At 30.1% G+C, this 25,809-nt stretch carries 23 protein-coding genes; 9 read left to right on the forward strand and 14 right to left on the reverse strand.

What is annotated here, in order from left to right:
• Positions 1-25 precede the first annotated feature (25 nt).
• The 3 genes from ACXHHC_RS10745 to ybeY all read right to left on the reverse strand — a co-directional run bounded on the left by ACXHHC_RS10745 (position 26) and on the right by ybeY (position 3,270).
• On the reverse strand, positions 26-673 hold the full coding sequence (locus ACXHHC_RS10745) for a DM13 domain-containing protein (RefSeq protein WP_458226379.1): 648 nt from the start codon (positions 671-673) through the stop codon (positions 26-28).
• 180 nt (positions 674-853) lie between these two features.
• Complete coding sequence (gene mnmG, locus ACXHHC_RS10750; protein ID WP_458226380.1) at positions 854-2,731, reverse strand: tRNA uridine-5-carboxymethylaminomethyl(34) synthesis enzyme MnmG; 1,878 nt, start codon at positions 2,729-2,731, stop codon at positions 854-856.
• 125 nt (positions 2,732-2,856) lie between these two features.
• Positions 2,857-3,270, reverse strand: coding sequence for an rRNA maturation RNase YbeY (gene ybeY / locus ACXHHC_RS10755; RefSeq protein WP_458226381.1), 414 nt, complete (start codon positions 3,268-3,270; stop codon positions 2,857-2,859).
• A gap of 127 nt (positions 3,271-3,397) precedes the next feature.
• Between ybeY and gltX the strand changes: the two genes are divergently transcribed.
• Complete coding sequence (gltX, locus tag ACXHHC_RS10760) at positions 3,398-4,912, forward strand: glutamate--tRNA ligase (RefSeq protein WP_458226382.1); 1,515 nt, start codon at positions 3,398-3,400, stop codon at positions 4,910-4,912.
• A gap of 84 nt (positions 4,913-4,996) precedes the next feature.
• Complete coding sequence (locus ACXHHC_RS10765) at positions 4,997-5,899, forward strand: SPFH domain-containing protein (RefSeq protein ID WP_458226383.1); 903 nt, start codon at positions 4,997-4,999, stop codon at positions 5,897-5,899.
• A 38-nt stretch (positions 5,900-5,937) separates the two neighbouring features.
• On the opposite strand, the gene ACXHHC_RS10770 is transcribed toward ACXHHC_RS10765, so the two are convergent.
• From ACXHHC_RS10770 to rnr, 5 genes are all read right to left on the reverse strand, one after another.
• Positions 5,938-7,368, reverse strand: a complete 1,431-nt coding sequence (locus tag ACXHHC_RS10770) for a hypothetical protein (protein ID WP_458226384.1) — start codon at positions 7,366-7,368, stop codon at positions 5,938-5,940.
• 42 nt (positions 7,369-7,410) lie between these two features.
• Complete coding sequence (locus tag ACXHHC_RS10775; RefSeq protein ID WP_458226385.1) at positions 7,411-8,808, reverse strand: DUF5723 family protein; 1,398 nt, start codon at positions 8,806-8,808, stop codon at positions 7,411-7,413.
• 93 nt (positions 8,809-8,901) lie between these two features.
• Positions 8,902-9,099 carry a Sec-independent protein translocase subunit TatA/TatB gene (locus tag ACXHHC_RS10780; protein ID WP_458226386.1) on the reverse strand — a complete coding sequence of 66 codons (198 nt, stop codon included), beginning with the start codon at positions 9,097-9,099 and terminating at the stop codon, positions 8,902-8,904.
• Positions 9,100-9,165: 66 nt separating this feature from the next.
• Entirely contained in the window at positions 9,166-9,828 is a 663-nt protein-coding gene (locus ACXHHC_RS10785; protein ID WP_458226387.1) for a GIN domain-containing protein, read from the reverse strand.
• Between the two features lie 15 nt (positions 9,829-9,843).
• Positions 9,844-12,054 (reverse strand): ribonuclease R, encoded by a 2,211-nt coding sequence (gene rnr, locus ACXHHC_RS10790; protein ID WP_458226388.1) that lies wholly within the window; start codon positions 12,052-12,054, stop codon positions 9,844-9,846.
• Positions 12,055-12,749: 695 nt separating this feature from the next.
• Here rnr and ACXHHC_RS10795 point away from each other — a divergent pair.
• The 3 genes from ACXHHC_RS10795 to ACXHHC_RS10805 all read left to right on the forward strand — a co-directional run bounded on the left by ACXHHC_RS10795 (position 12,750) and on the right by ACXHHC_RS10805 (position 15,019).
• Positions 12,750-14,057, forward strand: a complete 1,308-nt coding sequence (locus ACXHHC_RS10795) for an NAD(P)/FAD-dependent oxidoreductase (RefSeq protein WP_458226389.1) — start codon at positions 12,750-12,752, stop codon at positions 14,055-14,057.
• 41 nt (positions 14,058-14,098) lie between these two features.
• On the forward strand, positions 14,099-14,530 hold the full coding sequence (gene rpiB, locus ACXHHC_RS10800; protein ID WP_458226390.1) for a ribose 5-phosphate isomerase B: 432 nt from the start codon (positions 14,099-14,101) through the stop codon (positions 14,528-14,530).
• Between the two features lie 138 nt (positions 14,531-14,668).
• Positions 14,669-15,019, forward strand: a complete 351-nt coding sequence (locus tag ACXHHC_RS10805; protein WP_458226391.1) for a T9SS type A sorting domain-containing protein — start codon at positions 14,669-14,671, stop codon at positions 15,017-15,019.
• A gap of 206 nt (positions 15,020-15,225) precedes the next feature.
• On the opposite strand, the gene ACXHHC_RS10810 is transcribed toward ACXHHC_RS10805, so the two are convergent.
• The 3 genes from ACXHHC_RS10810 to ACXHHC_RS10820 form a co-directional block, all read right to left on the reverse strand.
• Positions 15,226-16,680, reverse strand: coding sequence for an IS1182 family transposase (locus ACXHHC_RS10810; RefSeq protein WP_458226392.1), 1,455 nt, complete (start codon positions 16,678-16,680; stop codon positions 15,226-15,228).
• Positions 16,681-16,782: 102 nt separating this feature from the next.
• The gene (locus ACXHHC_RS10815; protein ID WP_458226393.1) at positions 16,783-19,014 is read right to left on the reverse strand and encodes a tetratricopeptide repeat protein; all 2,232 of its coding nucleotides are present in this window, start codon (positions 19,012-19,014) and stop codon (positions 16,783-16,785) included.
• A gap of 57 nt (positions 19,015-19,071) precedes the next feature.
• Positions 19,072-20,031 (reverse strand): formylglycine-generating enzyme family protein, encoded by a 960-nt coding sequence (locus ACXHHC_RS10820; protein ID WP_458226394.1) that lies wholly within the window; start codon positions 20,029-20,031, stop codon positions 19,072-19,074.
• A gap of 83 nt (positions 20,032-20,114) precedes the next feature.
• Between ACXHHC_RS10820 and ACXHHC_RS10825 the strand changes: the two genes are divergently transcribed.
• Genes ACXHHC_RS10825 through ACXHHC_RS10835 form a run of 3 tightly spaced genes read left to right on the forward strand, consistent with a single transcriptional unit; the run spans position 20,115 to position 22,844 of the window.
• Complete coding sequence (locus ACXHHC_RS10825; RefSeq protein WP_458226395.1) at positions 20,115-20,549, forward strand: deoxycytidylate deaminase; 435 nt, start codon at positions 20,115-20,117, stop codon at positions 20,547-20,549.
• On the forward strand, positions 20,536-22,089 hold the full coding sequence (locus tag ACXHHC_RS10830; RefSeq protein ID WP_458226396.1) for a S41 family peptidase: 1,554 nt from the start codon (positions 20,536-20,538) through the stop codon (positions 22,087-22,089). Before ACXHHC_RS10825 ends, ACXHHC_RS10830 begins: the two co-directional genes overlap by 14 nt.
• A gap of 2 nt (positions 22,090-22,091) precedes the next feature.
• Positions 22,092-22,844: a UDP-2,3-diacylglucosamine diphosphatase gene (locus tag ACXHHC_RS10835; RefSeq protein ID WP_458226397.1), complete on the forward strand. Its 753-nt coding sequence runs from the start codon at positions 22,092-22,094 to the stop codon at positions 22,842-22,844.
• Positions 22,845-22,958: 114 nt separating this feature from the next.
• On the opposite strand, the gene ACXHHC_RS10840 is transcribed toward ACXHHC_RS10835, so the two are convergent.
• Together ACXHHC_RS10840 and ACXHHC_RS10845 are read right to left on the reverse strand one after the other, a co-directional pair.
• Positions 22,959-23,774, reverse strand: coding sequence for a DUF3800 domain-containing protein (locus tag ACXHHC_RS10840; protein ID WP_458226398.1), 816 nt, complete (start codon positions 23,772-23,774; stop codon positions 22,959-22,961).
• Entirely contained in the window at positions 23,761-24,057 is a 297-nt protein-coding gene (locus ACXHHC_RS10845) for a helix-turn-helix domain-containing protein (RefSeq protein ID WP_458226399.1), read from the reverse strand. Before ACXHHC_RS10845 ends, ACXHHC_RS10840 begins: the two co-directional genes overlap by 14 nt.
• A gap of 83 nt (positions 24,058-24,140) precedes the next feature.
• Between ACXHHC_RS10845 and ACXHHC_RS10850 the strand changes: the two genes are divergently transcribed.
• Positions 24,141-24,524: a VOC family protein gene (locus ACXHHC_RS10850; protein WP_458226400.1), complete on the forward strand. Its 384-nt coding sequence runs from the start codon at positions 24,141-24,143 to the stop codon at positions 24,522-24,524.
• On the opposite strand, the gene ACXHHC_RS10855 is transcribed toward ACXHHC_RS10850, so the two are convergent.
• A complete protein-coding gene (locus ACXHHC_RS10855) occupies positions 24,521-25,735 on the reverse strand; it encodes a class I SAM-dependent rRNA methyltransferase (RefSeq protein ID WP_458226401.1) in 1,215 nt (404 codons plus the stop codon). The two genes, ACXHHC_RS10850 and ACXHHC_RS10855, sit on opposite strands and share 4 nt — an antisense overlap.
• Positions 25,736-25,809: the final 74 nt, after the last annotated feature.

Below are 25,809 nucleotides of genomic sequence, written 5' to 3' on the forward strand. Positions count from 1 at the left end.
AGAATCATTTTAAAACGATATTCATTTAGCGTTTTATAATTTTTTCTAACTCAAAAGTTGTATCTGATAAAAGAACTAAAGAATATAGCCCACTAGACAGACCTTGTAAATTTATAGATTTGGTATTTATTTTTTCCTGTTTTACAATTCTACCATGAATATCTAAAACTTTAAATTCATCTATTTTTTCAATACTTCCTTCTAAGAATAACACCTCGTCTACTGGATTAGGAAATACTTTTATATCATTTACCTTATTCAAATTTTCTAAAGAAAGACTACAATTATCTACATCAATTGGATTTATTTTACCAAAGTCCCAAAAAGCTGTAAACTCCAAACAGAAGAAAAATACAGTATCATAATCTTTTAAATCTACTCCTACAGGTACAGACATTTCTATTTCCTGCTCTCCAGAAAAAGTAACCAAACCAAAAGATATATTAGGAAGAGTTTCGGGATTAGAAGCAATTAATTGTTGGTCTGTTTTCCCTTCTGAGTTTACCAAATAAACCCTAACATCTGGACCATTTGCAGTAGTGTAATTTGTTCCTGTCTTAAAAATTACCTTATTATTCTCATACGTAATAGACACATCTCCTATTACATTATAGCTTGGAACATTTACGTTATTTCCAAAACCAATTGCAGATGCTACGCATTGAGAAAACATAGAATTTACAGACAGAACAACACAAAGTGATAGGAAAAAGGTTCTCATATATAGAAAGGTTTTAATAGATGTTTTTGTCTTAAAAAAACTAAAACCCTTACAATGTTCCACGTGGAACTTTTAAAATTGAAGCATAAAAAAAGGGAGTAGTATTTATAAGTACTACTCCCTTAATTAAATTTATCTTCCCATATAGACTAATAAAACAGAAACATCGGATGGAGATACACCGCTTATTCTGCTTGCCTGAGATATGGTTACTGGCTGTATTTTTGTTAATTTTTGCTGAGCTTCTATAGAAAGTGATTTTACTTTGTAATAATCAAAGTTCTTAGGAATCGAAATATTTTCCAAACGCTGTAGTTTATCAGCATTGTTTTTTTCCTTCTCTATATAACCTGCATATTTAACTTTTACTTCGGCTTGTTCTAAAATTTCAGCATCTATTTCATGCTCTTTTATAAATTCTGCTACCCCAGGAAACAGAACTACATCGTTAAAATCAATCTGAGGACGAGAAGCAATCTTATACATTTTCATAGATTGAGTAACCAGAGCTGAACCTTTAGCTTCTAAAATGTGATTTACATCATTTGGTTTGATACTAGTTTCTTCTAAGAATTTAACCAATAAATCAGATTTTTTCACCTTCTCTTTTACTCTCTCTAAACGCTCATCAGAAGCCAATCCAATAGCATTAGAAATTGGTGTTAGTCTAATATCTGCATTATCCTGACGTAATAAAGTTCTATATTCTGCTCTAGAAGTAAACATTCTATACGGCTCTTCTGTTCCTTTAGTAATCAAATCATCTATTAAAACACCAATATAAGCCTCATCTCTTTTTAAAATAAATGGAGGTCTGGATTGCACTTTTAAAGCTGCATTTATACCTGCCATTAAACCTTGAGAAGCTGCTTCTTCATAACCAGTAGTTCCATTAATTTGTCCAGCAAAGAATAAATTCTCTACCAATTTAGTCTCTAAAGTATGTGTTAATTGCGTTGGCGGAAAGTAGTCGTATTCTATTGCATAACCATATCTAAGAAACTTTACATTTTCAAATCCAGCTACTTTTCTTAAAGCTTTGTCTTGTACATCCTCTGGCAGAGAAGTAGAAAAACCATTTACATAAATCTCTACTGTATTCCAACCCTCTGGTTCTACAAAAATTTGATGCCTATCCTTAGTAGCAAAACGATCTATTTTATCCTCTATTGAAGGACAATATCTTGGTCCGGTAGATTGAATTCTACCATTAAACATTGGAGATCTATCAAAACCAGAACGTAATAAATCATGTACTTCCTGAGAAGTGTAACTCATATAACAAGAACGTTGCTCTGTTAAAGATTTAGTAGTTTTAGCATAAGAAAACTTTTCTGGATTCTCATCCCCTGGTTGTTCAATCATTTTAGAAAAATCTAAAGAACGAGCATCTACTCTTGGAGGTGTTCCTGTCTTCATTCTTCCTGCTTCAAAACCTACTTTTACCAAGTCTTCTGTAATTCCTGTAGAAGCTCTTTCTCCAGATCTACCTCCACCAAAAGACTTTTCTCCAATATGAATCAATCCATTTAAAAAAGTACCCGCTGTTATAATCACAGTTTTAGCAGAAATAATAAAACCTAAAGTTGTTTTTACTCCGGTAATTTTTCCATCCTCAATTACCAAACCATTGATCATATCCTGATAAAAATCTAAATTATCGGTATGCTCTAACATAATTCTCCACTCTTCTGCAAAACGCATTCTATCAGACTGAGCTCTTGGACTCCACATTGCAGGTCCTTTAGACTTGTTCAACATCTTAAATTGAATAGCAGTATTATCGGTAACAATTCCACTATACCCACCTAAAGCATCAATCTCACGAACAATTTGCCCTTTGGCAATTCCACCCATAGCAGGGTTACAACTCATCTGTGCTATGTTCTGCAAACTCATAGTTACTAATAATGTTTTAGCACCCATATTTGCAGCAGCAGCAGCAGCTTCAGAACCAGCATGTCCTCCTCCTACTACAATTACATCGTATGTTTCCGTAAATAAACTCATCTATTTTGTTTATAAAGTTTTAAAGTTTAAGGTTTATAAAGTTTTCAATAATCGGATAAAATTAAATTTCAAACTTTAAAACCTTCAACATGATAAACTGACTTGTTCCACGTGGAACAATCAAATTATTTTTCTAAAATGTTTAGATAAAAATCTTCCTTAGCTCTCATTTCTTTAGCTTCAATATCTGACTTATCTTTATAGCCACAGTAATGTAAAATACCATGAATAATAACTCTAGATAGTTCGTCATTAAAATTTATACCTAAATCTTTTGCGTTCTCTTTAACTCTTTCAACAGAAATAAAAATATCTCCCGATACCAACTTTCCCATTGTATAGTCAAAACTTATAATATCAGTTAAGGTATCATGATTCAGAAATTCTACATTCAATTTATGCAAGTATTCATCATCACAAAAAATATAATTGATATCTCCCTCTTCATAACCTTCTAATTCTATCGTTTTTGCAATCCAATTAGAATACAAATCGGTATTAACTAATTCAAAATCAGTTTCGTAGTTAAAAACAACCATATTAATTTTTTAGTTTTGCAAAGGTACTAAAAAGGATGATACCTTAAAACACAATAAATTAAGGTATTTACTATAAAAAAATAACGGATAAAGTATATTTGCAAACGAAACAATAAATATCACTTTCATGGAAAATGTACGTGTAAGATTTGCACCTAGTCCAACAGGACCATTACACATTGGTGGAGTTAGGACAGCTTTATTTAACTACTTATTTGCTAAAAAAAACAACGGAACGTTTGTTCTTAGAATAGAAGATACAGACCAAACAAGATACGTTGCCAATGCAGAAAAATATATAGTTGAATCTTTAGAATGGTGTGGAATTCCTTTTGACGAAGGTCCAGGTAAAAACGAAAAGTTTGGTCCCTACAGACAGTCTGAAAGAAAAGATATTTACAAAAAATATGCTGATGCTTTAATTGCAAGTGGACAGGCTTACTATGCTTTTGATACACCAGAGGAATTGGATGCATTAAGAAAAGAAGCAGAAGCAAATAAAGATGTCTTTACTTATAATGGTGTTTCACGTGGAACGTTAAATAATTCTATAAACCTATCTAAGGAAGAAGTAACTCAAAAATTAGAGTCGGGTCATAAGTATGTAATACGTTTTAAAACCCCACAGGATCAGAAACTGATTTTAGACGATATGATTCGTGGTGAAATTGTGATTGACACCAATACATTAGATGATAAAATTTTATTTAAATCTGATGGAATGCCTACCTATCATTTGGCAAATATTGTTGACGATCATTTAATGGAAATTTCTCACGTAATTCGTGGTGAAGAATGGTTACCATCGCTTCCACTACACTCTCTTTTATACGAAGCCTTTGGATGGATAGCTCCTAAATTTGCACACTTACCATTAATATTAAAACCTGTAGGGAAAGGTAAATTAAGTAAACGTGATGGAGATAAATTAGGGTTTCCTGTTTTCCCATTAAATTATACGAATGATGAAAATGGTGAAATAACAAAAGGTTATAGAGAAGAAGGTTATTTTAATGATGCCTTTGTAAATATGCTAACTTTCTTAGGTTGGAATCCTGGAACAGAACAAGAAATATTTTCTTTGGAAGAATTAGCTAAGGAATTTTCTATTGAAAGAGTTTCTAAAGCTGGAGCAAAATTTAGTCCTGAAAAAACAAACTGGTTCAATCAGCAATACATGCAACAAAAAAGTAATGAAGAAATAGCCGATTACTTTGTGACTGAAAACGAAACTAAACTTAAAAATTACGAAAAGGAATTTATAGTAAACGTTGTAACTCTGGTTAAAGAGCGTGCTGTATTTGTTAAAGACCTGTGGGACTTGTCTGATTACTTTTTTGAAAATCCAACCACTTATGATGCGAAAGCATCTAAAAAACAATGGAAAGAAGGTACTGGGGCTATTCTTACAGACGTAAAAGAAATAATTAATAACACAGCAAACTTTTCTAGCTTAGAAGTAGAAACCAAGGTTAAAGATTATTTAAAAGAAAAGGAATTAGGTTTTGGAAAAGTAATGCCACCATTAAGACTTGCTATAGTTGGTGCTATGAAGGGTCCTCACCTATTTGATATTATTGAAATGATAGGTAAAGAGAAAACTATTCTTAGAATAGAAAACGCCATAAAAGAATTGAGTTAAAACTCAGCCAAAATAAATTTAAAAGTCCTTATAAATAACTAATTTTATAAGGACTTTTTTTATAATAACTTAAAACAGAATAAAATGGCAGGGATTTATATTGGTGCAATCATCGTAGTATTGATAGTACTTAGTTTTTTTACAGTTCAACAACAAACAACTGCAATTGTAGAACGATTTGGAAAATTTGTTGGAACAAGACAAGCAGGTTTAAATCTTAAAATTCCAATTATCGATAAAATTGCAGGGAGATTAAGTTTAAGAATTCAACAATTAGATGTTTTAGTAGAAACTAAAACTAAAGATGATGTATTTGTACAATTGAAAATTTCAGTACAATTTCAGGTATTGTTTGATAAAGTAGATGATGCTTTTTACAAACTTCAGAATCCCCATGATCAAATAACAGCCTATATTTTTGATGTTGTACGTGCAGAAGTGCCTAAGATGAAGTTAGACGACGTTTTTGAGAAAAAAGATGATATTGCACTAGCCATACAAAGAGAATTGAAAGAATCTATGTTAAATTACGGATATGACATAGTTAAAGCATTGGTTACAGACATAGATCCCGATGCACAAGTAAAAGCAGCTATGAATAGAATTAATGCAGCTGAAAGAGAAAAAATTGCTGCACAGTTTGAAGGAGATGCTGAAAGAATTACTATTGTAGAAAAAGCACGAGGTGAAGCTGAAAGTAAAAGATTACAAGGTAAAGGTATTGCAGATCAACGAAGAGAAATAGCAAAAGGTTTAGAAGAATCTGTAGATGTGCTTAATAATGCAGGAATCAATAGTCAAGAAGCCTCGGCTTTAATTGTTATTACTCAACATTACGATACTTTGCAATCTATAGGATCTGATACCAAGAGTAATTTAATATTATTACCTAACAATCCTAATGCTGCTAGTAGTATGTTAAACGATATGGTGACAAGTTTGGTTGCTGCTAATAAAATTGAAAAGGCCGATAACAAAGAAGAATAAACTTATTAAGAATATACAGTAAAACCCAATTGAGTTTTTTAATTCAATTGGGTTTCGTTTTTTAAAGACTCATTAAATTCTTTTCTATACTTTTTACTGTAAACAGGAATCTTAAAACCAAAATTAAAATCTAACTCTGTTGCATATTTAGTTAGATGATTAAAAAAAGAACCACTACCCATAAAAAAGTACCCCGTTCTAAAACCTATTCCCGCTCTAGCTTCTCCAAAAACATTAACGCTTAAGGGTATGAAAGCCGAAAAATGTTTTGATTCATATCTTGGAGATACATCTATTTTTGATACATTTTTAACAGTAAATCTATGTGAATATGGATATAAAAAAGCATCTACATTTAAATTTATAAAAAATTTATGATTAAAATTATAATCAAAATTAAACCTGGCAGTAGCTGGTAAAAGTAGATTTACAGAATGATTATATGTTGTGGTGTAATCAAAATTATCTAACATAAAACTTCCCAACAAGGGTGCAGATATTTTTATTTTATTTGTTGATTTTACTACATTATTAAATAATAAAAAACCTAAATCTGTTACAGAAAATCCTATTCGGTATTTATAAGGAGCTGTTTTATAATATTTAATTGCATAATTTTCTTTTACAGCTATTGGTGTTGTAACAGACCTTTTTTCATAAACAAACCCAAAATCTAAGCCTAAACCTAAATCGGTACCGGGTAAATTTGATATATTAATAATCTCTCCTTTTAAACCAGAAAACACCTCTCCTGTATTTAAAAAATCATTGTTAAAATTTAAATTTACAGAGATATCATCACCAAAAACAGATCTTGTGTAAAGCCCTTTTAAAACTTTAAATGTAAATCCCATTTTAAAGTAATCAATAGGTTTTATTTCTGATACAAAAGCATAGGTAAAAGCTATTTCTTGCCAAGCAGTTAGTTCAAACAAAAAATCTGTTGCCATAGAATATTTACCTACAGAGAGTAAATTATAGAATATTCTATTAAAAATTTCTGAATCTACATTGTAGACATTTGAGTATAATTTTATTCCAGTAGAAACCGCAAAAGCTTTATTTCTGTTTATAGAAAACAAAGCAGACGGGCCTTGAATATTAAAACTTCCATAAAAATTACTGTTCTTAGATGGGTTCTTATAATACACATATTCATCTGTATCCCCTACTCCATAATCAGAACTTAAACCTCCTGTAGTATTTATTTCTTGAATTGCAGGTATTACATCATCAATACCAAAATTTAAATCTGAAAAGAATTTAGGAATGTTAAATGAGTAGTAAGTATTTCCTAAGTTTCCATTTACAGAAAATATATTAAAATCTCTTTTGTATGGTGTATTTAAAATTGAAGCTGGATTATAAATGCTTGCATTCACCCCAGAATAGTTATCTATAAAGCCTATGGAACTTTGTGAATATCCAATCTCAGATATAAGAATAAAAAAAATTAAAAACTTCTTCAAACTCAATTTATAGCAATAGTTTTTTCAATTAGCAATAAAACTTTAATACAAAAAAGGGATTTTAAAACCCGTAAAAAAATGATAATTATAGAAATTAAAATTTGAATTATACATTAAGAAATCTCCTCCTAAAAAAAAGAATTTACTTCTTAAATGCATCCCATATTTTACATTATTAAAACTATCTAAAGAGATACTATTTGATAAAGAAAAATTTAGTTTTTCATACCTACAACCTACTGTAATTGAAGATATTGATTTTATATGATTTGAATTGCTATAACTCAAAGGATATAAGTTCAAATTAGAATTTAAATAGAAATTATTTTTTAAAGAATAGTCGTAGTTTAAATGTACCATCATAGGCAACAAATAAGTAAACTTTTCTCTAGGTAAATCTTTATCTAAAGTAACATAATTACTGTAATCTATGGTAGTTGGAAATGTAAGATTTACTGGATTATCGTTACTTTTTACCTTATTAAAATTAATATAACCTATATCGGTAATAGAGAAAGCCAACCTATATTTATAAGGAACACTGTTAAAATGAATTTTATCTTTCTTACTCTTATAAAACGAATGGTAATTTTTTTTATTCTTTTCAAATACAAAACCAAAATCCAACCCTTGTCCTAAATTGGCACCGCTAAAAGTATTTCTTACATGTACAGAACCGTTTAAATCTAAAGTACTACTTAAAGGATCAGGTAAAAACAAATTTAACTGCGATTCGAATTGGTTAAACTTTATAGAATAAAGTCCCAAGCCTTTTAAAACTTTATATGAAAACCCAAACTTTACAAGTTTATCGTACTTATGATATAAAATAGTTGCATAAGAAGCTCCAAGTTCTGCCCAAGCTATATTTTCAAAACTTCCATGAAAATTATTTCCATGTAGTTCTGATAAATCTTCTAGGTTTTGAATGTTGTTAATTTTATCTAGTAAAACAGTATTAAAATCGTAGCCAAAACTCTTAAGTTTTAATGCACTAAATACAGCAACTGAATTTCTTTTATTGATAGAATACATAAAAGAAGGCCCTAGAATTGTGGTATCAAAATATGCATAAGAATTATGATTGGCTTGATGATCAGAATAATAGTTTTCTATATCATTATTTTTAAAATTTGATTTATTATAGATAGAATCTAAAGGATTAAATTCATTATTATGATTAAAAAATAACTTAAAATCCTGAATTTTTAAATTGGAGTCTTTGTATAATTCTCCAAATTTTATGTCGGTTATATTATTCCCAAAAGAAGAAAAATTTGATATAATGTTAACATCTGCTTTATATGGAGAATTTACCATATAAGCCGGATTAGAAAAAATTCCTAAAACTCCAGAATACTTATCATTAGAAATACTTGTATCTTGACTTGATACTTTGCAACAAGTTAAAAAACAAATTATTAAAAAAAAAAGCTTCATTAAAGATAAATAGTTGGGGTATACTCTAAGATAAATAAAAAAACCATCACACTAAAGTATGATGGTTTATATTTATATAAAATGAAGAAAAAATTATTCCTTATTCTCTTCTACTTTCTTTTTGTCTTCTTCGTCATCTTGGGTAGCTTTTTTAAACTCTTTAATTCCACCACCAAGTCCTTTCATTAATTCAGGAATTTTACGTCCTCCAAATAATAACAAAACAATAACTGCTATAATTACCCATTGTCCTGGTCCTACAAATCCTAAACTTATATTTAAAACATTCATTTTTATACTATTTATTGATACAAATATACATTTTTTAGCAATAGTCTAACAAATAAGAAACTAAAACTAATCTACTCTAATTATATCTCCCATAAACGATTTTTCGTTTACAGAAAAAGGATCCCCTTTGTAATTTATCTTGGCTTTCACTCTAGAATTAGCCTCCAAATATTCGCTTACATATATATCTGCTTTTGATGTAACAGCCTTTATGTAAGTTTTTTTACTTTTAAAATCAAAACCATTGTATTCACTTTTAGTTAATACTTTTAGTTTTTGGCTTTCGGTAGTCCCTTTTAAGCTAATATTAGACCCTAACTCAAACCTACCTACAAAATCTTTAATTTTTAACCTTAAATCTACCTTTACATTATTAATAGCTATTAATTCTAATAAATTTTCTGTTAATATACTTTTAGAATGCAAAATTACATTGTTAGATAACTTTATATATCTAATTCCTGGTTTGTAAAATATCTTAACTTTTATATCGCTCTTAAACTTTTTAGTTAATGATGTAGATAAAGAAAGTTCTTGACTTTTATTCTCTACATTTAGCTTACTAACATCTTGTCCTACAGCTTCTATTTTAAAAACATCTGCTTTTATTAATTCTACATCCATTGCACTAGAAATAGTTACAGATTTAAACTCTTTAAGATTTCTCTCTAAATCTTGAGAAAACACAGCTGTAGTAACTAGTAGTAATGCAAAAAATATTTTTTTCATAATCATAAATCTTAATTATTCTTCTATTAAATAAAAATCTAAATATTTACGCTCTAAATCGGCATTTTTAACTTTAATCCAAACTTCATCTCCCAAACGATACATGTCTCCATGTTGTTTTCCAACTAATGCATATTCATCAGAATCAAAAATAAAAAAATCGCTTTTTATATCTCTAATTCTTACCATTCCTTCACATTTATTTTCTATAATCTCTACATAAATTCCCCATTCTGTTACCCCAGAAATTACTCCTTTAAATGCTTCTCCAGTAAAATTTTGCATGTATCTAATCTGCATGTATTTAATGGAGTCTCTTTCTGCTTTAGAAGCTAACATTTCCATTTCTGAGGAATGTTTGCATTTTTCTTCAAATTCTTCTTCTGAAACAGATTTTCCTTTATCTAAATAATGTTGTAGCAATCTATGTGCCATTACATCTGGATACCGTCTAATTGGCGATGTAAAATGACTGTAATAATCAAAAGCTAAACCATAGTGTCCTATATTTTCTGTGGTATATTCTGCCTTACTCATAGATCGAATCGTCAAAGTTTCAATCATATTAGATTCAGCCTTACCATGTGCATCCTTTAATAATTTATTTAAAGAATTAGAAGTAGACATTCTAGATTTGGTATTGATATTATATCCAAATTTTGTAACTAAATTACCTAAAGCTTCTAGTTTATCAACATTAGGTTCATCGTGCGTACGGTAAATAAATGTTTTTTTCTTTTCACCTGATTTTGTTTTCCCAATAAATTCGGCCACTTTTCTATTGGCCAATAGCATAAATTCTTCTATTAATTTATTAGCATCTTTAGACTCTTTAAAGAATACACCTGTAGGTTCATCTTTATCATTTAAAAAGAACTTGGTTTCTATTTTATCAAAAGCCAATGCACCAGATTTTAATCTTTTAGCACGCATAATTTTAGCTAAAGCATCCATTTTAAGAATTGCTTTGGCTATAGGTTCATCTACAGTATATGCTTCGTTTGTTAACGAAATTTCTTCTGGAATTGTATGAATATTTTCCTCTGGACTTTCTAAAATAACCTGAGCTTCTTCGTAAGCAAAACGCTTATCAGAATAAATAACAGTCCTACCAAACCATTGTTTTACTACCTCTGCTTTCTCATTTATTTCAAAAATGGCAGAAAAAGTTAGTTTCTCTTCTTCGGGTCTTAAAGAACAAACCCCATTAGATAGCATTTCTGGTAACATAGGTACTACCCTATCTACCAAATAAACAGAAGTTGCTCTATTAAATGCTTCTTCGTCTAAAATAGAATCTTCTTCTACATAATGCGAAACATCGGCAATGTGTATTCCTATTTCGTAATTACCATTTTCTAGAGCTTTAAAAGATAAAGCATCGTCAAAATCTTTAGCATCTCTAGGATCTATAGTAAATGTTAAAACATCTCTTAAATCTCTTCTTTTAGAAATTTCTTCTTCTGTAATAGTGATGTCTAATTCTTTAGCTGCATTTTCTACTGCAGATGGAAATTCGTACGGTAAATCGTATTCTGCTAAAATGGAATGAATTTCTGTATTGTGTTCTCCTGCTTGTCCTAAAATTTTGGTAATAGTACCAAAAGGATTTTTAGAATCGGATGGCCAGTCTGTAATACTTACCACAACTTTATCACCATCAAGAGCTTCACCTATTTTATCTTTTGGTATAAAGATATCATTAGGCATAGACCTATCATCTGCAACCACAAAACCAAAACGAGCGCTTAATTGTAGCGTACCTACAAAACTTGTTTTTTTACGTTCTAAAACTTCTACAACTTCTCCTTCTAACTTGTTACGTTGTTTGCGTTTATAAACATAAGCTTTTACAGTATCACCATTTAAGCCTCCACCTAAACTTCCTTTATTTATAAAAGCATCGGTTTCAAAATCTTCACAAATAAAATAAGCATTACCAGAACTTGTTACATCTAAAGTACCTATATGGTAATTTTTAGCAGTGTCTAACAAATACTTACCTCTGCCCTCTTCTTTTATTTTTTTTTGAGCTTTTAATTCTTCTAATTTAACTAACAACTGTTGTTTGCTACCATGATCTTCTAAACTTAAAGCTGCAGCAATTTGTTTATAGTTTAATGGTTTACTACTATTTTCATTCAGTACTTTAAATACTTTGCGGGTTAAGTCTTTTATTACTTTTCCTTTCTTCTTAAAAATACCTTTCTTTTTACCTCTTGGCATATAAAATAAAATTTACGAAAGTAAAGGTACGTAAATAGAACTCTCAATACCTAAATTTTTAGTTTTTCAAATAAACTGTCAACAACTATATAATATCTAATTTCTTCTTTTTTAAAATTTAAAATAAATATTATGTCTTATTATTAGCTGTTCATTTTAACAATAAATTTACATTTAGATATTTTTGATTAACACTAAGTTTACTTTATTAACAACTTGTTAGATGATTAATGTGTTGTATAATAGTTCTTTGAATATAGTTTTCCACAGTTGTTAATAACCGTTTTAGGATCTTTTATTCAATAAAATTTTAGAATTTGATTTTTGAAAAAGTGTGAATTAATTGTTAACAACCTGTGATAAGTTATTCGTAAATAAATTTGGATAGAAACAGGTAAGTCTTGTATTGTTTTTTCAACTTTAAAATCAAAATTTAGTTAACATTATTTTATCACAGTTTATCAACATTTTTATCATTTATTTAACTCCTTGATTTTAAAGGATTTCTATAAAAGTTATTAAATCTATTGTTAATAATTGAAAATATTGTGAAATACGTAAAAATATAAGTTTTAAAATGAAAATATATAAATTTACTATACTGATACTAAGTATTTTAAATATTAAGATTAGCTAAACATAAGTATTCATAGTTTATTGGTAATTTAGCCGACTTAAAAATTGAAACAATCATTATGAATGTACCAAAGTCAGATTTACCAAGAGTTGTAGTAATTGGAGGAGGTTTTGCAGGTCTTAATTTGGTAAAAAAATTAAGAAAATTACCTATTCAGCTGGTAATGTTGAATAAACATAATTACCACTGTTTTCAGCCTTTATTATATCAAATATCTACTAGTGGAATAGAGTCCGATTCTATTGCTTATCCTTTACGAATGTTTATTAAGAAGCAAAAGAATTTTTACTTTAGAATGGCCGATGTTGAAAGCGTGGATCCTGAAAATAAGGTTATTAAAGCTGATGTGGGTGAATTGTCTTATGACTATTTAATTATAAACACAGGAACTAGAACTAATTTCTTTGGTAATAAAGAAATTAAAAAGCATGCAATGCCAATGAAAACCATTCCTCAGGCATTGAATTTACGTAGTTTAATTTTGCAAAATTTTGAACGTGCTACTATAGAGTCTGATAAGGACATGCAAAAGTTTTTATTAAATTTTGTAATTGTAGGTGCAGGTCCAACAGGTGTTGAATTGGCTGGAGCAATTGCTGAGTTTAAACATAAGGTATTGCCATTAGATTATCCTGATTTAGATCCTAATTTGATGCAAATTAATTTGTTAGAAGGAGCTAATAAGGTCTTACCTCCTATGAGTGATAATGCTTCTGAAAAATCAGCAAAGTTCTTAAAAGATTTAGGAGTAGAAATTCATACCAATACTATTGTTACAGAATACGATGGTAAATTGGCAAAAACCAAAGATGGAAAAGAATTTTCTTCACGTACTTTAATATGGTCTGCAGGAGTAGTTGCAAATAAAATTGAAGGTTTTTCTGATGCATGTACGGAACCTAGAAGCCAACGATATTTTGTAAATGAGTTTAACAGAGTAAAAGGTTTTCAAGATGTTTTTGCTTTAGGAGATGTTGCTTTAATGGAAACTAAAGATTATCCAAGAGGACATCCACAAGTTGCACAACCGGCTATACAACAAGCTAAAAATTTAGCTAAAAACTTTCCTAAAATATTAAAAGGAGATAACAAACTTACACCATTTGTTTACAATGATAAAGGATCTATGGCTACCATTGGTAGAAATAAAGCAGTTGTAGATTTAAAAAACTTTAAGTTTGGAGGATTTTTTGCTTGGCTAATTTGGATGTTTATTCACCTTATTTCATTGGTTGGTTTTAAAAACAGAATCACCATTTTGGTAAGTTGGATTTACAACTATACAAATTATAACAAAGGTTCGCGTTTAATTGTAAGAAGATTTAGTGTAAGAAAACGTAGAGTAAGAACCAATGCAGAATTATAGTCTTTTTTGCTTAATTTTGCACTGAATTTAAAATAGTTAAGATGAAAATAGCCATAGGAAACGATCATGCTGGGCCAGATTATAAACATGCCATTGTACAATTATTAGAAGATAAAGGAATAGAAGTAGTAAACTACGGAACCGATACTTTTGATAGTGTAGATTATCCAGACCATGCGCACAAAGTTGCAAGTGCGGTAGATACTAAAGAGGTAGATTTTGGTATTTTAATTTGTGGTAGTGCTAATGGTGTAGCTATGACAGCTAATAAATATCAAAATGTAAGAGCTGGTTTGTGTTGGACAGAAGAAATTGTAGAATTGGTAAGATTACACAACAATGCAAATGTATTGTGTATTCCTGCTCGTTTTACAGCAATTCCACAAGTTTTAAAAATGGTAAACAAGTTTTTAAATACAGAATTTGAAGGTGGAAGACACCAAGATAGAGTAGGTAAGATTGCTTGTAGTTAAGTAAAACAGCTTCTTAAATAAACTTAAAAAATCCGAACTGAGAGTCTCAGTTCGGATTTTTTAAGTTTATTAATTTATGCGTAACAAGAAAAGGCATAAATTTTGTAGTGTTTATTATTCAATTTTTAACTAAATGCTATGAGAACAAAATTACTTTTAATACTCCTTTCCATTAGTTTTTCTGTTTTTTCGTTTTCTAAAGTTAATTCAGAAAGTACTTTTAATATTTCAGATAGAATTATTGTTGAAAATGTGAGTTCTAAATTTTCTTTTAAAGAGCACTTTTCTGTTGTAATTTCAAAAAATACCATAAAGGTCTATTCTAAAAATAATGAAAAAATTAATAGAATAGAGTTATTAGATTTAAATGGAAATATTATAAAAAGCAGTAATGAAAATATAATCAATCAATCTGGATTACCATCTGGTGTGTATATCCTAAAAGTGATAACAAATAAGGGAATTTTTGCTAAGAAAATAGTTAAATAAGACTAAAAACCCTCACTAATTAGGAGGCTACTGACAAAGTATGCTTATTTTGTAAAAAAGGTTTTTCAAAAAGAGATTTGACATGTAAATGTTGAATCTCTTTTTTTATTTCAATACTTTTTTGGGTTAATTTTTGAGACTTTAAAAGAGTTTGAAGAGGTTGTTTATAGCCTTTTTATAGGCTTTAGTTTTAGAACTATTCGTTCTTAGCTTAATTTCAAAATTCTTTTAAGATTTACAGCAAAAATGGTCAAAGCACCTTGCATTTGCATATTTTCAATACCATACGAGGTAGCTCTTCCATAACCATGAACATTTTTTAGTTCACCATTTTTAGCTTCTATCTTATAGCGATGCTTTGATTTTTCTTTAAAATAGTCTGTTTTTTCAAAATCAATTTGCTCTTGGTGTATTTTTGATTTTATGGATATCGAATATGTTTTTGACTTAGCTCCTTCTTTATAACATCCTTTTCTTAAAGGGCAGTTTTTACATTTTTCGACATTAAAATAATAGGTGATTACTTGATTTTTCTGAGTATTCTTCTTGCCTTGAATTGCTTTTTTTGTTGCTAGATGTCCAGCAGGACAAACAAACATATCTGCATCTTTATTATAATCAAATTCATTTTCTTTTTTTCTGAATCCTTGACTAATCGCAGGATTTAACTTTGCTACTATTTGAATGTTTTTTTCTTTGGCTAATTCTAAATTTTTCTTGCCTGAATAAGCTGCATCCCCAATAACTGTATCTACAGCTATTCCATTTTTTTGACTTTGCGCTATAAGTTCTGGCAAAATAGGTCCATCTCCTTTTTCGCCTGAAGTAACAACGGCTCCTGTGATAATTCTTTCTTGTGTCATGGCCAGATGACTTTTAAATCCAAAAAAGGAACTATCTGATGACTTGTGTCCTATTTTAGCATCCATATCTTTAGATACAACTTCTTGTTGGTGTTGTTCTATATCATCGATAGATTCTTTTAATAGGTTCAATTTTTCTTTTACAAAAGGTACTTCGCTAATTGTTGGGGAAGCTTCAAGTAAAGTTTCTAACTTTTTACTATAGGTCATTTCTTTTTCTAAATCATTACAATCGTTTTTAGTAGGCATTTTATGTTTCCAATCTTCCTTGTAGGTATAAACAGCTTTTCGAAGTTGTTTTGATCTTTCTCGCAAGATATCAATAGCTGAAGATGGATTAGATTTGGATAAAGTATGCGTAGCATCAACAATGATAGAACCCGAACGGATGATTCCTTTTTCGACAGCAATACTTACGGTTTTGTTAATTAATAAATCTAGTAAATTGGTGTCTTTAAGACGTTGCCTACGGAATTTTGTTAAGGTACTTGGATTGATTACTCCCTGCTCAGGTAGCATTTCTAAAAAATACTTAAAAGACATGTCATAACGAGAACGATCTACCACATCAACATCTGATAAAGTGTAAATCACTTTTAATAATAGGTACTTGAAAAGTTTTACAGGGCATTCAGCTGTCCTACCTTGATCTATGGAGTATTTATCTAAAAGTTCTTCATAAATAAAACTAAAATCTATTAAGTCATTGATTTTTCTTAATAAATTATCTTGGGGAACTATCAAATCGTAAAGTGAACTATATTCACTTAGACCTAAAGTTTGTTGTTGATTCAGCATAAAGAAAAATACAAAAAAAGAGGAATAGAATTTAATAATTCTATTCCTCTTTTTTATAAATATACTTTTTCAGTAGCCTCCTAATTAGTGAGGGGTTTATTTTTAGTTTAATGCCTGATAGAACTGGATGTATTGTTGATTGTTAGGTTGAAGTTCTAGCAACCTACTTGCTTGTTCCTTGGCTAAATTAGTTTGCTTATTCTGATGGTAGATATAAGCTAACAAATAAATTAAATCAGTATTCTCAGAACTTGTTTTTAACTGTTTTTTAAGTACAGAAGTAGCATTTTTAGCTTGTTGGTTCTGGAAGTATAATAAACTTAAATTATAGGCTATTCTATCGTTATTTGGTAACAAACGCAAAGCTTCTTTTAATTGTAAAATGGCTTCTTTAGGCTTTCCTAATTCATTCAGTAGTAAACCATAGTCAAAATTAGTCAATCCAAAACCTGGTTCTTGTTCTAGAATGGTTTTGTATGCTTGTTCTGCTTTAACCAGTTGTTTGTTTTGGTAATATAAATTAGCCAAGCTAGTTCTAACAATATTGTTAATAGGGTCTAATATTAGTGCTTCTTCTAGGGTTTTAATTGCATTTTCAATTTTACCTACACCCATGTAATACTGTGCACGTTTCATTCTACCACCAGAGAACTCTCCTCCTACTTTTAATGTTTTGGCAAATTCTATTCTTACTTTATCGTAAAAAGGTACGTAATCTGTAGGAATTTTAGATTTAGGAACAGAACTAAGTGCAAAGAATGCTTTTACTCGTACGGCTCTTTTTTTATCCTTTAAAAGGGGTAATAATGCTTTGTAATTATCAGTTCCTAGTTTTAATTCGAATAATAAATCTGCAGTAGCTCCTTTTACCAATGGAGATTCATCTTTTAAAAATTGTAATACTTTTTTAACATTTATTAAATGGGTATAGTTATTTAAATTAGAAACAGCAGAAGCTCTAGCAATATTAGGATATACTGTGTCTTTAGCTAAGGCAATTAAACTATCCTTACCACCTTCTTTTCCTTGCATTCCAGGAGCTAATTTATCAGAAAAATGATTCTTTTTAGGCTCTCCATATAATTTTACATAATTCTCATAAGCCCATTTATCATCTTTGTCTTTATGACATCCAGAACATACATTTGGTGTATTGTATTGTAAGCTTAAATCGGGTCTAGGAATTCTAAAACTATGGTCACGTCTAAAATCGTTCCCCATATAATACCTACCAGGCATATGGCAATTAATACACAATGCGCTTTCTGTTCCCATGCTATGTTTATGATGGGTTTCTGTATCGTATTTAGGAGCTTCGTGACATTGTAAACATAAACGATTGTCATCAAACTTACGTTGGGTAGAGTGTACATTGTGGCAATCTTTACAACTTACGCCATTATGGTACATTTTACTTTGAACAAAAGATCCGTATACATAATCCTCATCTAAAATTTGTCCATCTGCATAATACAAGTTTTCTCTAAGCAGCTGAGGATAGTAATGGTCTAAAAAGGTTCCTTGTGGTGTATGAAATAAACTTACATTTTCTCTACGAGCATGACATCTAGCACAAGCATCTACCAATTCTTTAGATCCCAAATCGGTCATTAGCATAGAACCATCGCTTTTGTACATATCTCCTTGTATTACTGCTTTAGATACGTGCTGTTTTCCGGGACCATGACAAGCTTCACAACTTACATTTATTAAAGCATAATTAGTGCTGTAACTATGGTCTTTTTCGTTGTAATTCTTTTTTACATTGGTACTATGACAGTCAGAACACATGGTATTCCAATTTAGTCCTCCTCTACTCCAATGCAACCATTCACTATGTACTACTTTAAAATCTGGATATAAATCAAACCATTTATTTTTTTTAGTATCGTAGGCTGTTCTTAAACACTGATAATGACCATCAGGAAATAAAACAATATACTGCTGTAATGGAGTTAAACCAAAAGTGTATATAATTTCATAGTCGTGATTTTTACCATCTCTACCTTCTGTATTGGCGTAAAATTTTCCATCTTTTTGAAAAAAGCGAGAAGTTACTCCCTGACTTTCAAAAGTTTCTCCTTTAAAAGGAGCTAAAATGCTCTCTCTAGAGGCTTTTTGCATCGATTTATCATGATGAGAGCCTTTCCAGTCTTTAAACTGATCTGGATGACATTCTGCACATTTTTTACTACCCACATAGTGTTTATTAGGAATACTGTCCGTATTGGTAAATATGGACATGGGATCTAATTTTTGGTAGTTTTCTTCTTTTTTGTCACCACAAGAAACAATACAGAAAAAAAGTATAGAAAGAAAGACTAATTTTTTCAAAATACGATGGTTTTTAAAAATCTAAATTTACAAATAAAAGACTAAAAAGTAGTTTATTTATTCAGCCGATTTAGCACATCTAAATCCAGTATTAAACAAAGAAGACTCAATGGTATTCTGTGCTCTAAAAGTAGTTGTGTAACTTAATTCCAAAGCCTGATCAAACATAAAAGAACCTCCTCTAGTAACTACTACTTGCGGATTTCTTTGAAAATTTCCGTTATTATATGGAGCAAAAACGGTAGCAGTCCATTGCCAAACATTCCCTACCATATCGTTAATTCCACTTTTACTTTTAGGAAAAGCACCAATAGGCGAAGTATACAAATAACCATCTAATACATTTTTATCTTTTACGGTAGTACCGTCCCATACATTGGCCATAAATGTGTTTCCGTTTTTAGGGGTATTTCCCCAAGGATATTTTAAGTTTTCACCGTTTTTAGCAGCAAACTCCCACTCTATTTCTGTAGGTAATCTTTTTCCAGCCCATGCAGCATATTTGGTAGCATCGTTCCAACTAACGTGTGTTACAGGATAATTGTCCATTGCTTTTGGTGCATTAGGACCAAAAGGAAATTCCCAAGTAGTACCTGGTACTAAGTTCCAACGCATTCCACTAAAATCAAAAATCCCAGAATCTCCAAAATTTTCAGCTTCAGTTTTGTAATTGGTTGCTTCTACAAATTTTCTAAATTCTGCAACAGAAACTAAATTAATATCTAAATAAAATGGAGCTACGGTTGTTTCAAAACTTGGAGCTTCTATTGGTGTTCTATCATCAGATCCTATAGTAATAGTTCCTCCTTTAAAGTGAACCATATTGTTTGTATTAACAATGGTTTTTTCTTCTTTTACTGGAGTATTAGTAGCTTTTTTTTCTGTGTTTTCTGTTTTGGTTGTAGTAGTAGCTTCTTGTTTGTTATTTTTACATGAAAACAAGGCAATTATCGCCACTAAAGTAAAGAAATATCTCATTTTTTTGTTTGATTTGTATCTAAATGCAATAATATCCATTTAAATCTATATTTTGGTTACAAGTAATAGATAAGATGTTATTTTTGTTCAATGGTTTAAACTAATAATTAGAAACAATGTGTGTGCAGGAAAAAAAGCAATTAAAGTATCATACTGCTTATTTAAAAATGGCTTTCGAGTGGGCCAAATTATCTCACTGTCAGAGAAAAAAAGTAGGAGCTTTAATAGTTAAAGATAGAATGATTATTTCTGATGGTTACAATGGAACTCCATCGGGTTTTGACAACTGTTGTGAAGATGAAAACTACGATACTAAATGGATGGTTTTACATGCAGAAGCCAATGCAATTTTAAAAGTTGCTGCTTCTACACAATCTACCAAAGGTGCTACGTTATATATAACACTATCTCCCTGTAAAGATTGTAGTAAATTAATACATCAATCTGGAATTAAGACAGTGGTTTACGCAAAAGAATATAAAGACACTACAGGTTTAGAATTTTTGGCTAAAGCAGGTGTAGAATTATTGAAATTAGATATTGATGAAACAGAATAATAATATCCCTCTATTTATTGGAATTTCTATTGCATTAGGAATAATGATTGGAAGTTTTTTTAACATAAAGAATACAGGAACTATTTACGAACCTTCGTACAGAAATTCCGACAATAAATTAAACGCTGTTCTTAAATACATAGAAAGTGAATATGTAGACGATGTAAATATAGATGAATTTACAGAGGATGTTATTACAGAATTATTAGATAAGTTAGATCCACATTCTAGCTATTTACCTAAAGAGTTACAACAGGCTACACAAGAAACTATGAATGGAAATTTTGTAGGTATTGGAGTTCAATTTGTAGTTAAAAAAGATACGGTAGTAGTAGTAAAAGTAATACCAGACGGACCTAGTAAAAGAGCTGGTTTACGCGATGGAGATCGTTTGTTAATGGCAGATAAAGATACTTTATATGGTAAAAACTTAAGCTCTAATGATATTGTTAAAAGGTTAAAAGGAGTAGAAAACACCCAAGTATTGGTAAAAGTTTTTAGACCTGGAGAAGAAAATTTAATAGATTTTAATATCAATCGTGGTAAGGTTGCTATTAAGAGTGTACCTGTATCTTATAAAATTGCAGACAGCTTAGGGTATATTAAATTGGATAGGTTTGCAATGACTTCTTACAAAGAATTTAAGGCTGCTTTAGATTCTTTACAAAAGGATGGAATTAAAGATTTAGTATTAGATTTAAGAGGAAATCCGGGTGGTTATATGCACATTGCAGATAAAATTGCCGATGAGTTTTTAGAAGATGGTAAACTGATTGTTTATACCAAGAATAAAAAAGGAAGACAAGAAAATTCAGTAGCAACAACAAAGGGTTCTTTCGAAAAAGGGCATGTATATGTTTTTGTAGATCAGAATTCTGCTTCTGCAAGTGAAATTGTTTCTGGAGCATTACAAGATCATGATAGAGCAACTATTATAGGACGTAGAACTTTTGGAAAAGGATTGGTACAACAACCTATAGATTTTAAAGATGGTTCTGCTATGCGTTTAACCATTGCTAGGTACTACACTCCTACCGGACGTTCTATTCAGAAACCTTATGATAAAAATAATAACTATAACGATGAGGTTAGCAACCGTTATAAAAGCGGAGAATTGTTTTACAGAGATAGTATTAAAGTGAATGATTCTTTAAAGTTTACAACACCTAAAGGAAAGGTAGTTTATGGCGGTGGTGGAATTACACCAGATGAGTTTATTCCCTTAGATACTGTAAATGGAGCTAATTATTATGAGTTAAATTTAATCAACAATTTTGTATATCAATATGTAGATACACACAGAAAAGAGTTGGCTAAATATAATGAGAACAATTTTATTTCTGATTTTACTATAACCAACAGTATAAAAAGAGATTTTAAGAAATTTATAGCCCCTCATAAAATTGAGAATGTTAGAATAGACACGCTTTTAAAGGAAAATTTTGCCGCTACTTTGTTAAACGATGTAGTTTATTACAAGCTAACGCAACAAAGAGATCCATTTATTAAAAAGGTATTATCCTTAAATAAAAATAAATAGTAATGTCTGCTAAGAAAATATACTTTGCTTCCGATCAGCATTTTGGTGCACCCACTACAGCTAAAAGCTTGCCTAGGGAAAAGCATTTTGTAAAGTGGTTAGACGAAATAAAACACGATGCAGGTGTTATTTTCTTATTAGGAGATTTATTCGATTTTTGGTTTGAATACAAGCACGTAGTTCCTAAAGGATTTGTACGTGTTTTAGGAAAATTGGCAGAATTAAGAGATGCTGGAATAGAAATGCACTTTTTTGTAGGGAATCACGATTTATGGATGACCGATTATTTTGAAAAAGAATTGAATATTCCAGTATACCATGAGCCTAAAGAGTTTACACTGCAAGGAAAAACTTTTTTAATTGGTCATGGAGACGGTTTAGGGCCTGGAGATAAAGGTTACAAAGCCATGAAAAAGGTGTTTACCAATTCTTTCTGTAAATGGTTGTTCCGTTGGTTTCACCCCGATTTAGGTGTTGGGTTAGCCAAGTATTTGTCTGTAGAAAACAAAACAATTTCTGGAGAAGAAGATGTGATATTTCAAGGAGAAGACAAAGAATTTTTAATTCTATACTGCAAAGAAGTTTTAGAAAAACAACATTACGATTACTTTATTTTTGGACACCGTCACTTACCTATGATTTTCGATTTACCTCAGAATTCTAAATACGTAAACACAGGAGATTGGATTGGTTATTTTACTTATGGAGTGCTTGAAAATGGTGTTTTTGAGTTGAGGGAGTATATAATGGATTGATATATAGTTTTTTGTGATTTTGTGAAAAAGATAAAAAAACATTACCTTTGTAATAATAAAGTCTGCAAAACACGAAAGTCGACTTCACGTCGTTATTTTAAATATATTTTAAAATTAGTGTTTTAGTGGACTTATTTTATTTTTGATCGTTAATGGATTCTTTTTATTGTCATAATAATTGTTCCAGTTAGTATAATTATCTGTGTCATATAAATCTACAACAACTTTTATCTGTTCCTTTAGATAATTATAATAACGAATTTCACCTTTTTCAAAAACTCTTTGGATAGTCCAACAAAAATAGTCAGCAAGATTAAGCAAAGGGTCTTTTGTAGGATAATTTACATTAAATACAACGTTAGTTTTCATTTTTTGATCGCTATTATTTTTAGAAAACCTTTGTTTTGCTTTTAAAAAAGCTAGTTCTAAGTTGTGATTTTTAGTGCTTTTCCCTCTTTCAGAGATGTGCATTACAAGTTTTTCATGTTTAGAAAGTTTGTTTTTTAATAAATGAGATAATAAATCTGCATAGAAATATTCTTCTTTGCCCTTATGCTTAGTTTCATATCGTTCTATACTTTTTCTGCCTACTACTGCTTCAAAACTACAATTAATCGTTTTTATTAAATCAAACATTTCTTTTCTTACCTCTGGTAAATCATCAGTAGCATGTAAATAATAGCCATTCTTATTAATTTTCTTTATTACACTTGGTACATGATAAAAAGAATCATCAACTATTTTATTTTGAAGAGAATTTATTTTTTCTCTAACTTCATCCAAAGGATCTTTTATTTTCACCAAACCAAGAATGAAAACATTTGATACCCCATTAGTACCAATAATATTTCTTTTTCCTTTACCATAAAAAGTAGTATCTCCTGCTTCATCTAGAAAACGATGATAATCCATTAGTTTACTTTTTCCCATCCATTAATTTTTTTTTTGCAGTTTTTAAAATTTTATCAATATTTTTTTCATCTTTTAAATCATTTACTATTTTATCAGATAACCAGATCACTAATAGTTCATTAAAATCAATATTGAATACTTCTGCTATTTTATTGATAGTTTCTTTTTTAGCAATTCGATTATTAGTTTCAATTTTACTTAGTAATGATTGATCTATATTAATCTTTGCTGATAACTCCCTTAGAAGAAGATTGTTTTCTTCTCTTAATTTTCTTATGGTTTCTCCAAAACTATTTTCCATATACAGACATGACAATATTTGTCAAATTTAATAAAAATTAATTGTAGTAACCAAAATAAATAGTCGTTTCTTAACTTCACAAAATGAATTTAAATCAAATAACAGTTCCCTCTTTAGATTTAAGTAAATCTATTCCTTTTTACGAAAAATTAGGACTTACTTTAATAGTTAAGTCAATGCCGCATTATGCAAGGTTTGTTTGCCCTGATGGGAATGCTACTTTTTCTTTGCACGAGGTAGCGAGTTTACCAAAAGGAGAAGGAATTTGGGTTTATTTTGAATGCGAAAATTTAGACACTCGAGTAGCAGAACTCAAAGAAAAAGGAATTGAGTTTGAACTAGAGTCAACAAATCAAAGCTGGTTGTGGAGAGAAGCTAGATTAAAAGATCTCGATGGAAATCAAATCATCCTTTACTATGCCGGAGACAATCGATTAAACCCGCCCTGGAGAATTAAAGCAGATTAATACAGCTCCAAATAAATACTCTTTAAATAAGATCCTTCTTTAAACCCTATAGGATGGTCAATATCATGACGAGTGGTTTCTAATATTTTATAGGGAACTCTATTGTTTTGTAGTACCTCCTCTACCAGCTCAAAAAATACATCATAGGTAATTCTAGAACTACAAGAAGCCATTACCAAGGTTCCTTTTTTCTTCACCAATTGTAAACCTAATTTTACCAGTTTTTTATAGCTCATGATGGCTCTATCAACCTCTAATGCACTTTTAGCAAATGACGGTGGGTCGATTACTACAATATCAAATTTTGTGTTGTTTTTGGCTAGGGTATTTAATTCCTCAAAAGCATCACCAACAATGGTTTTATGAGTTCCAGAGAAGTCGTTTAAATTGGCATTACTTTTAGCTATTTCCAATGCAGGTCCGCTAATGTCTAGACTGGTAACAGAAGTAGCACCACCTTTTAAAGCATGTACAGAAAAACCACCAGCGTATGAAAATACGTCTAATACGGTTTTTCCCTTAGCCATCTCTCCTACTTTCTTTCTATTGGCACGATGATCTAAAAAGTAACCTGTCTTATGTCCCTTAATTACATTGGCAGAAAAGTTAACACCGTGTTCTTTAAAAACAATTACTTCGTTTTCTAAAACACCATCTAATACTTGTCCATCAGTTAAACCATAACTATTTTTTTCTTTTTGAACATTTCTACCCAATCGTAAAACAGTGGTTTTTGTTCCGCTTATTTCTATTAAAGTGGGTAAAATATCCTTTAAATAAGGAAACCAAAAAGAAGCATATAATTTTACCACCAATACATGATTGTATACATCTGCAACCAAAGAAGGCAAACCATCATTTTCTCCATAAATTAATCGGTAGCTATTCGTTTCGGTTTTTAATAATTCAGCTCTTTTAGAATAAGCTTCTTTAATTTTGCCAATAAACCAATCTTTATTAATGTTTCCTGCTTTGTTGGCTTGTAATATTTTAATTCTGATAGGAGAATTAGGATCGTAAAAACCAATAGCCAATAATTTATTTTTTTTAGTATCAAAAATAATAGCTAAGTCTCCAGATTTCCCTTCCTTATTTTGTTTTGCAATGCTATTGTCAAACACCCAAGGATGTCCTTTTTTAACCAAAACTTCTGCGTTGGATTTTAATTTAATAGCAATTTTACTAGTGGAAACGTCTGGTAATGGAATCAATGGGTACAGTTTTAATAGACTACAAAGCTACGTGTTTCTAGGTGAATTATTAAATGATGTATGACCTATTGAAT

The sequence above is a fragment of the Wenyingzhuangia sp. IMCC45574 genome (genome assembly GCF_054182685.1).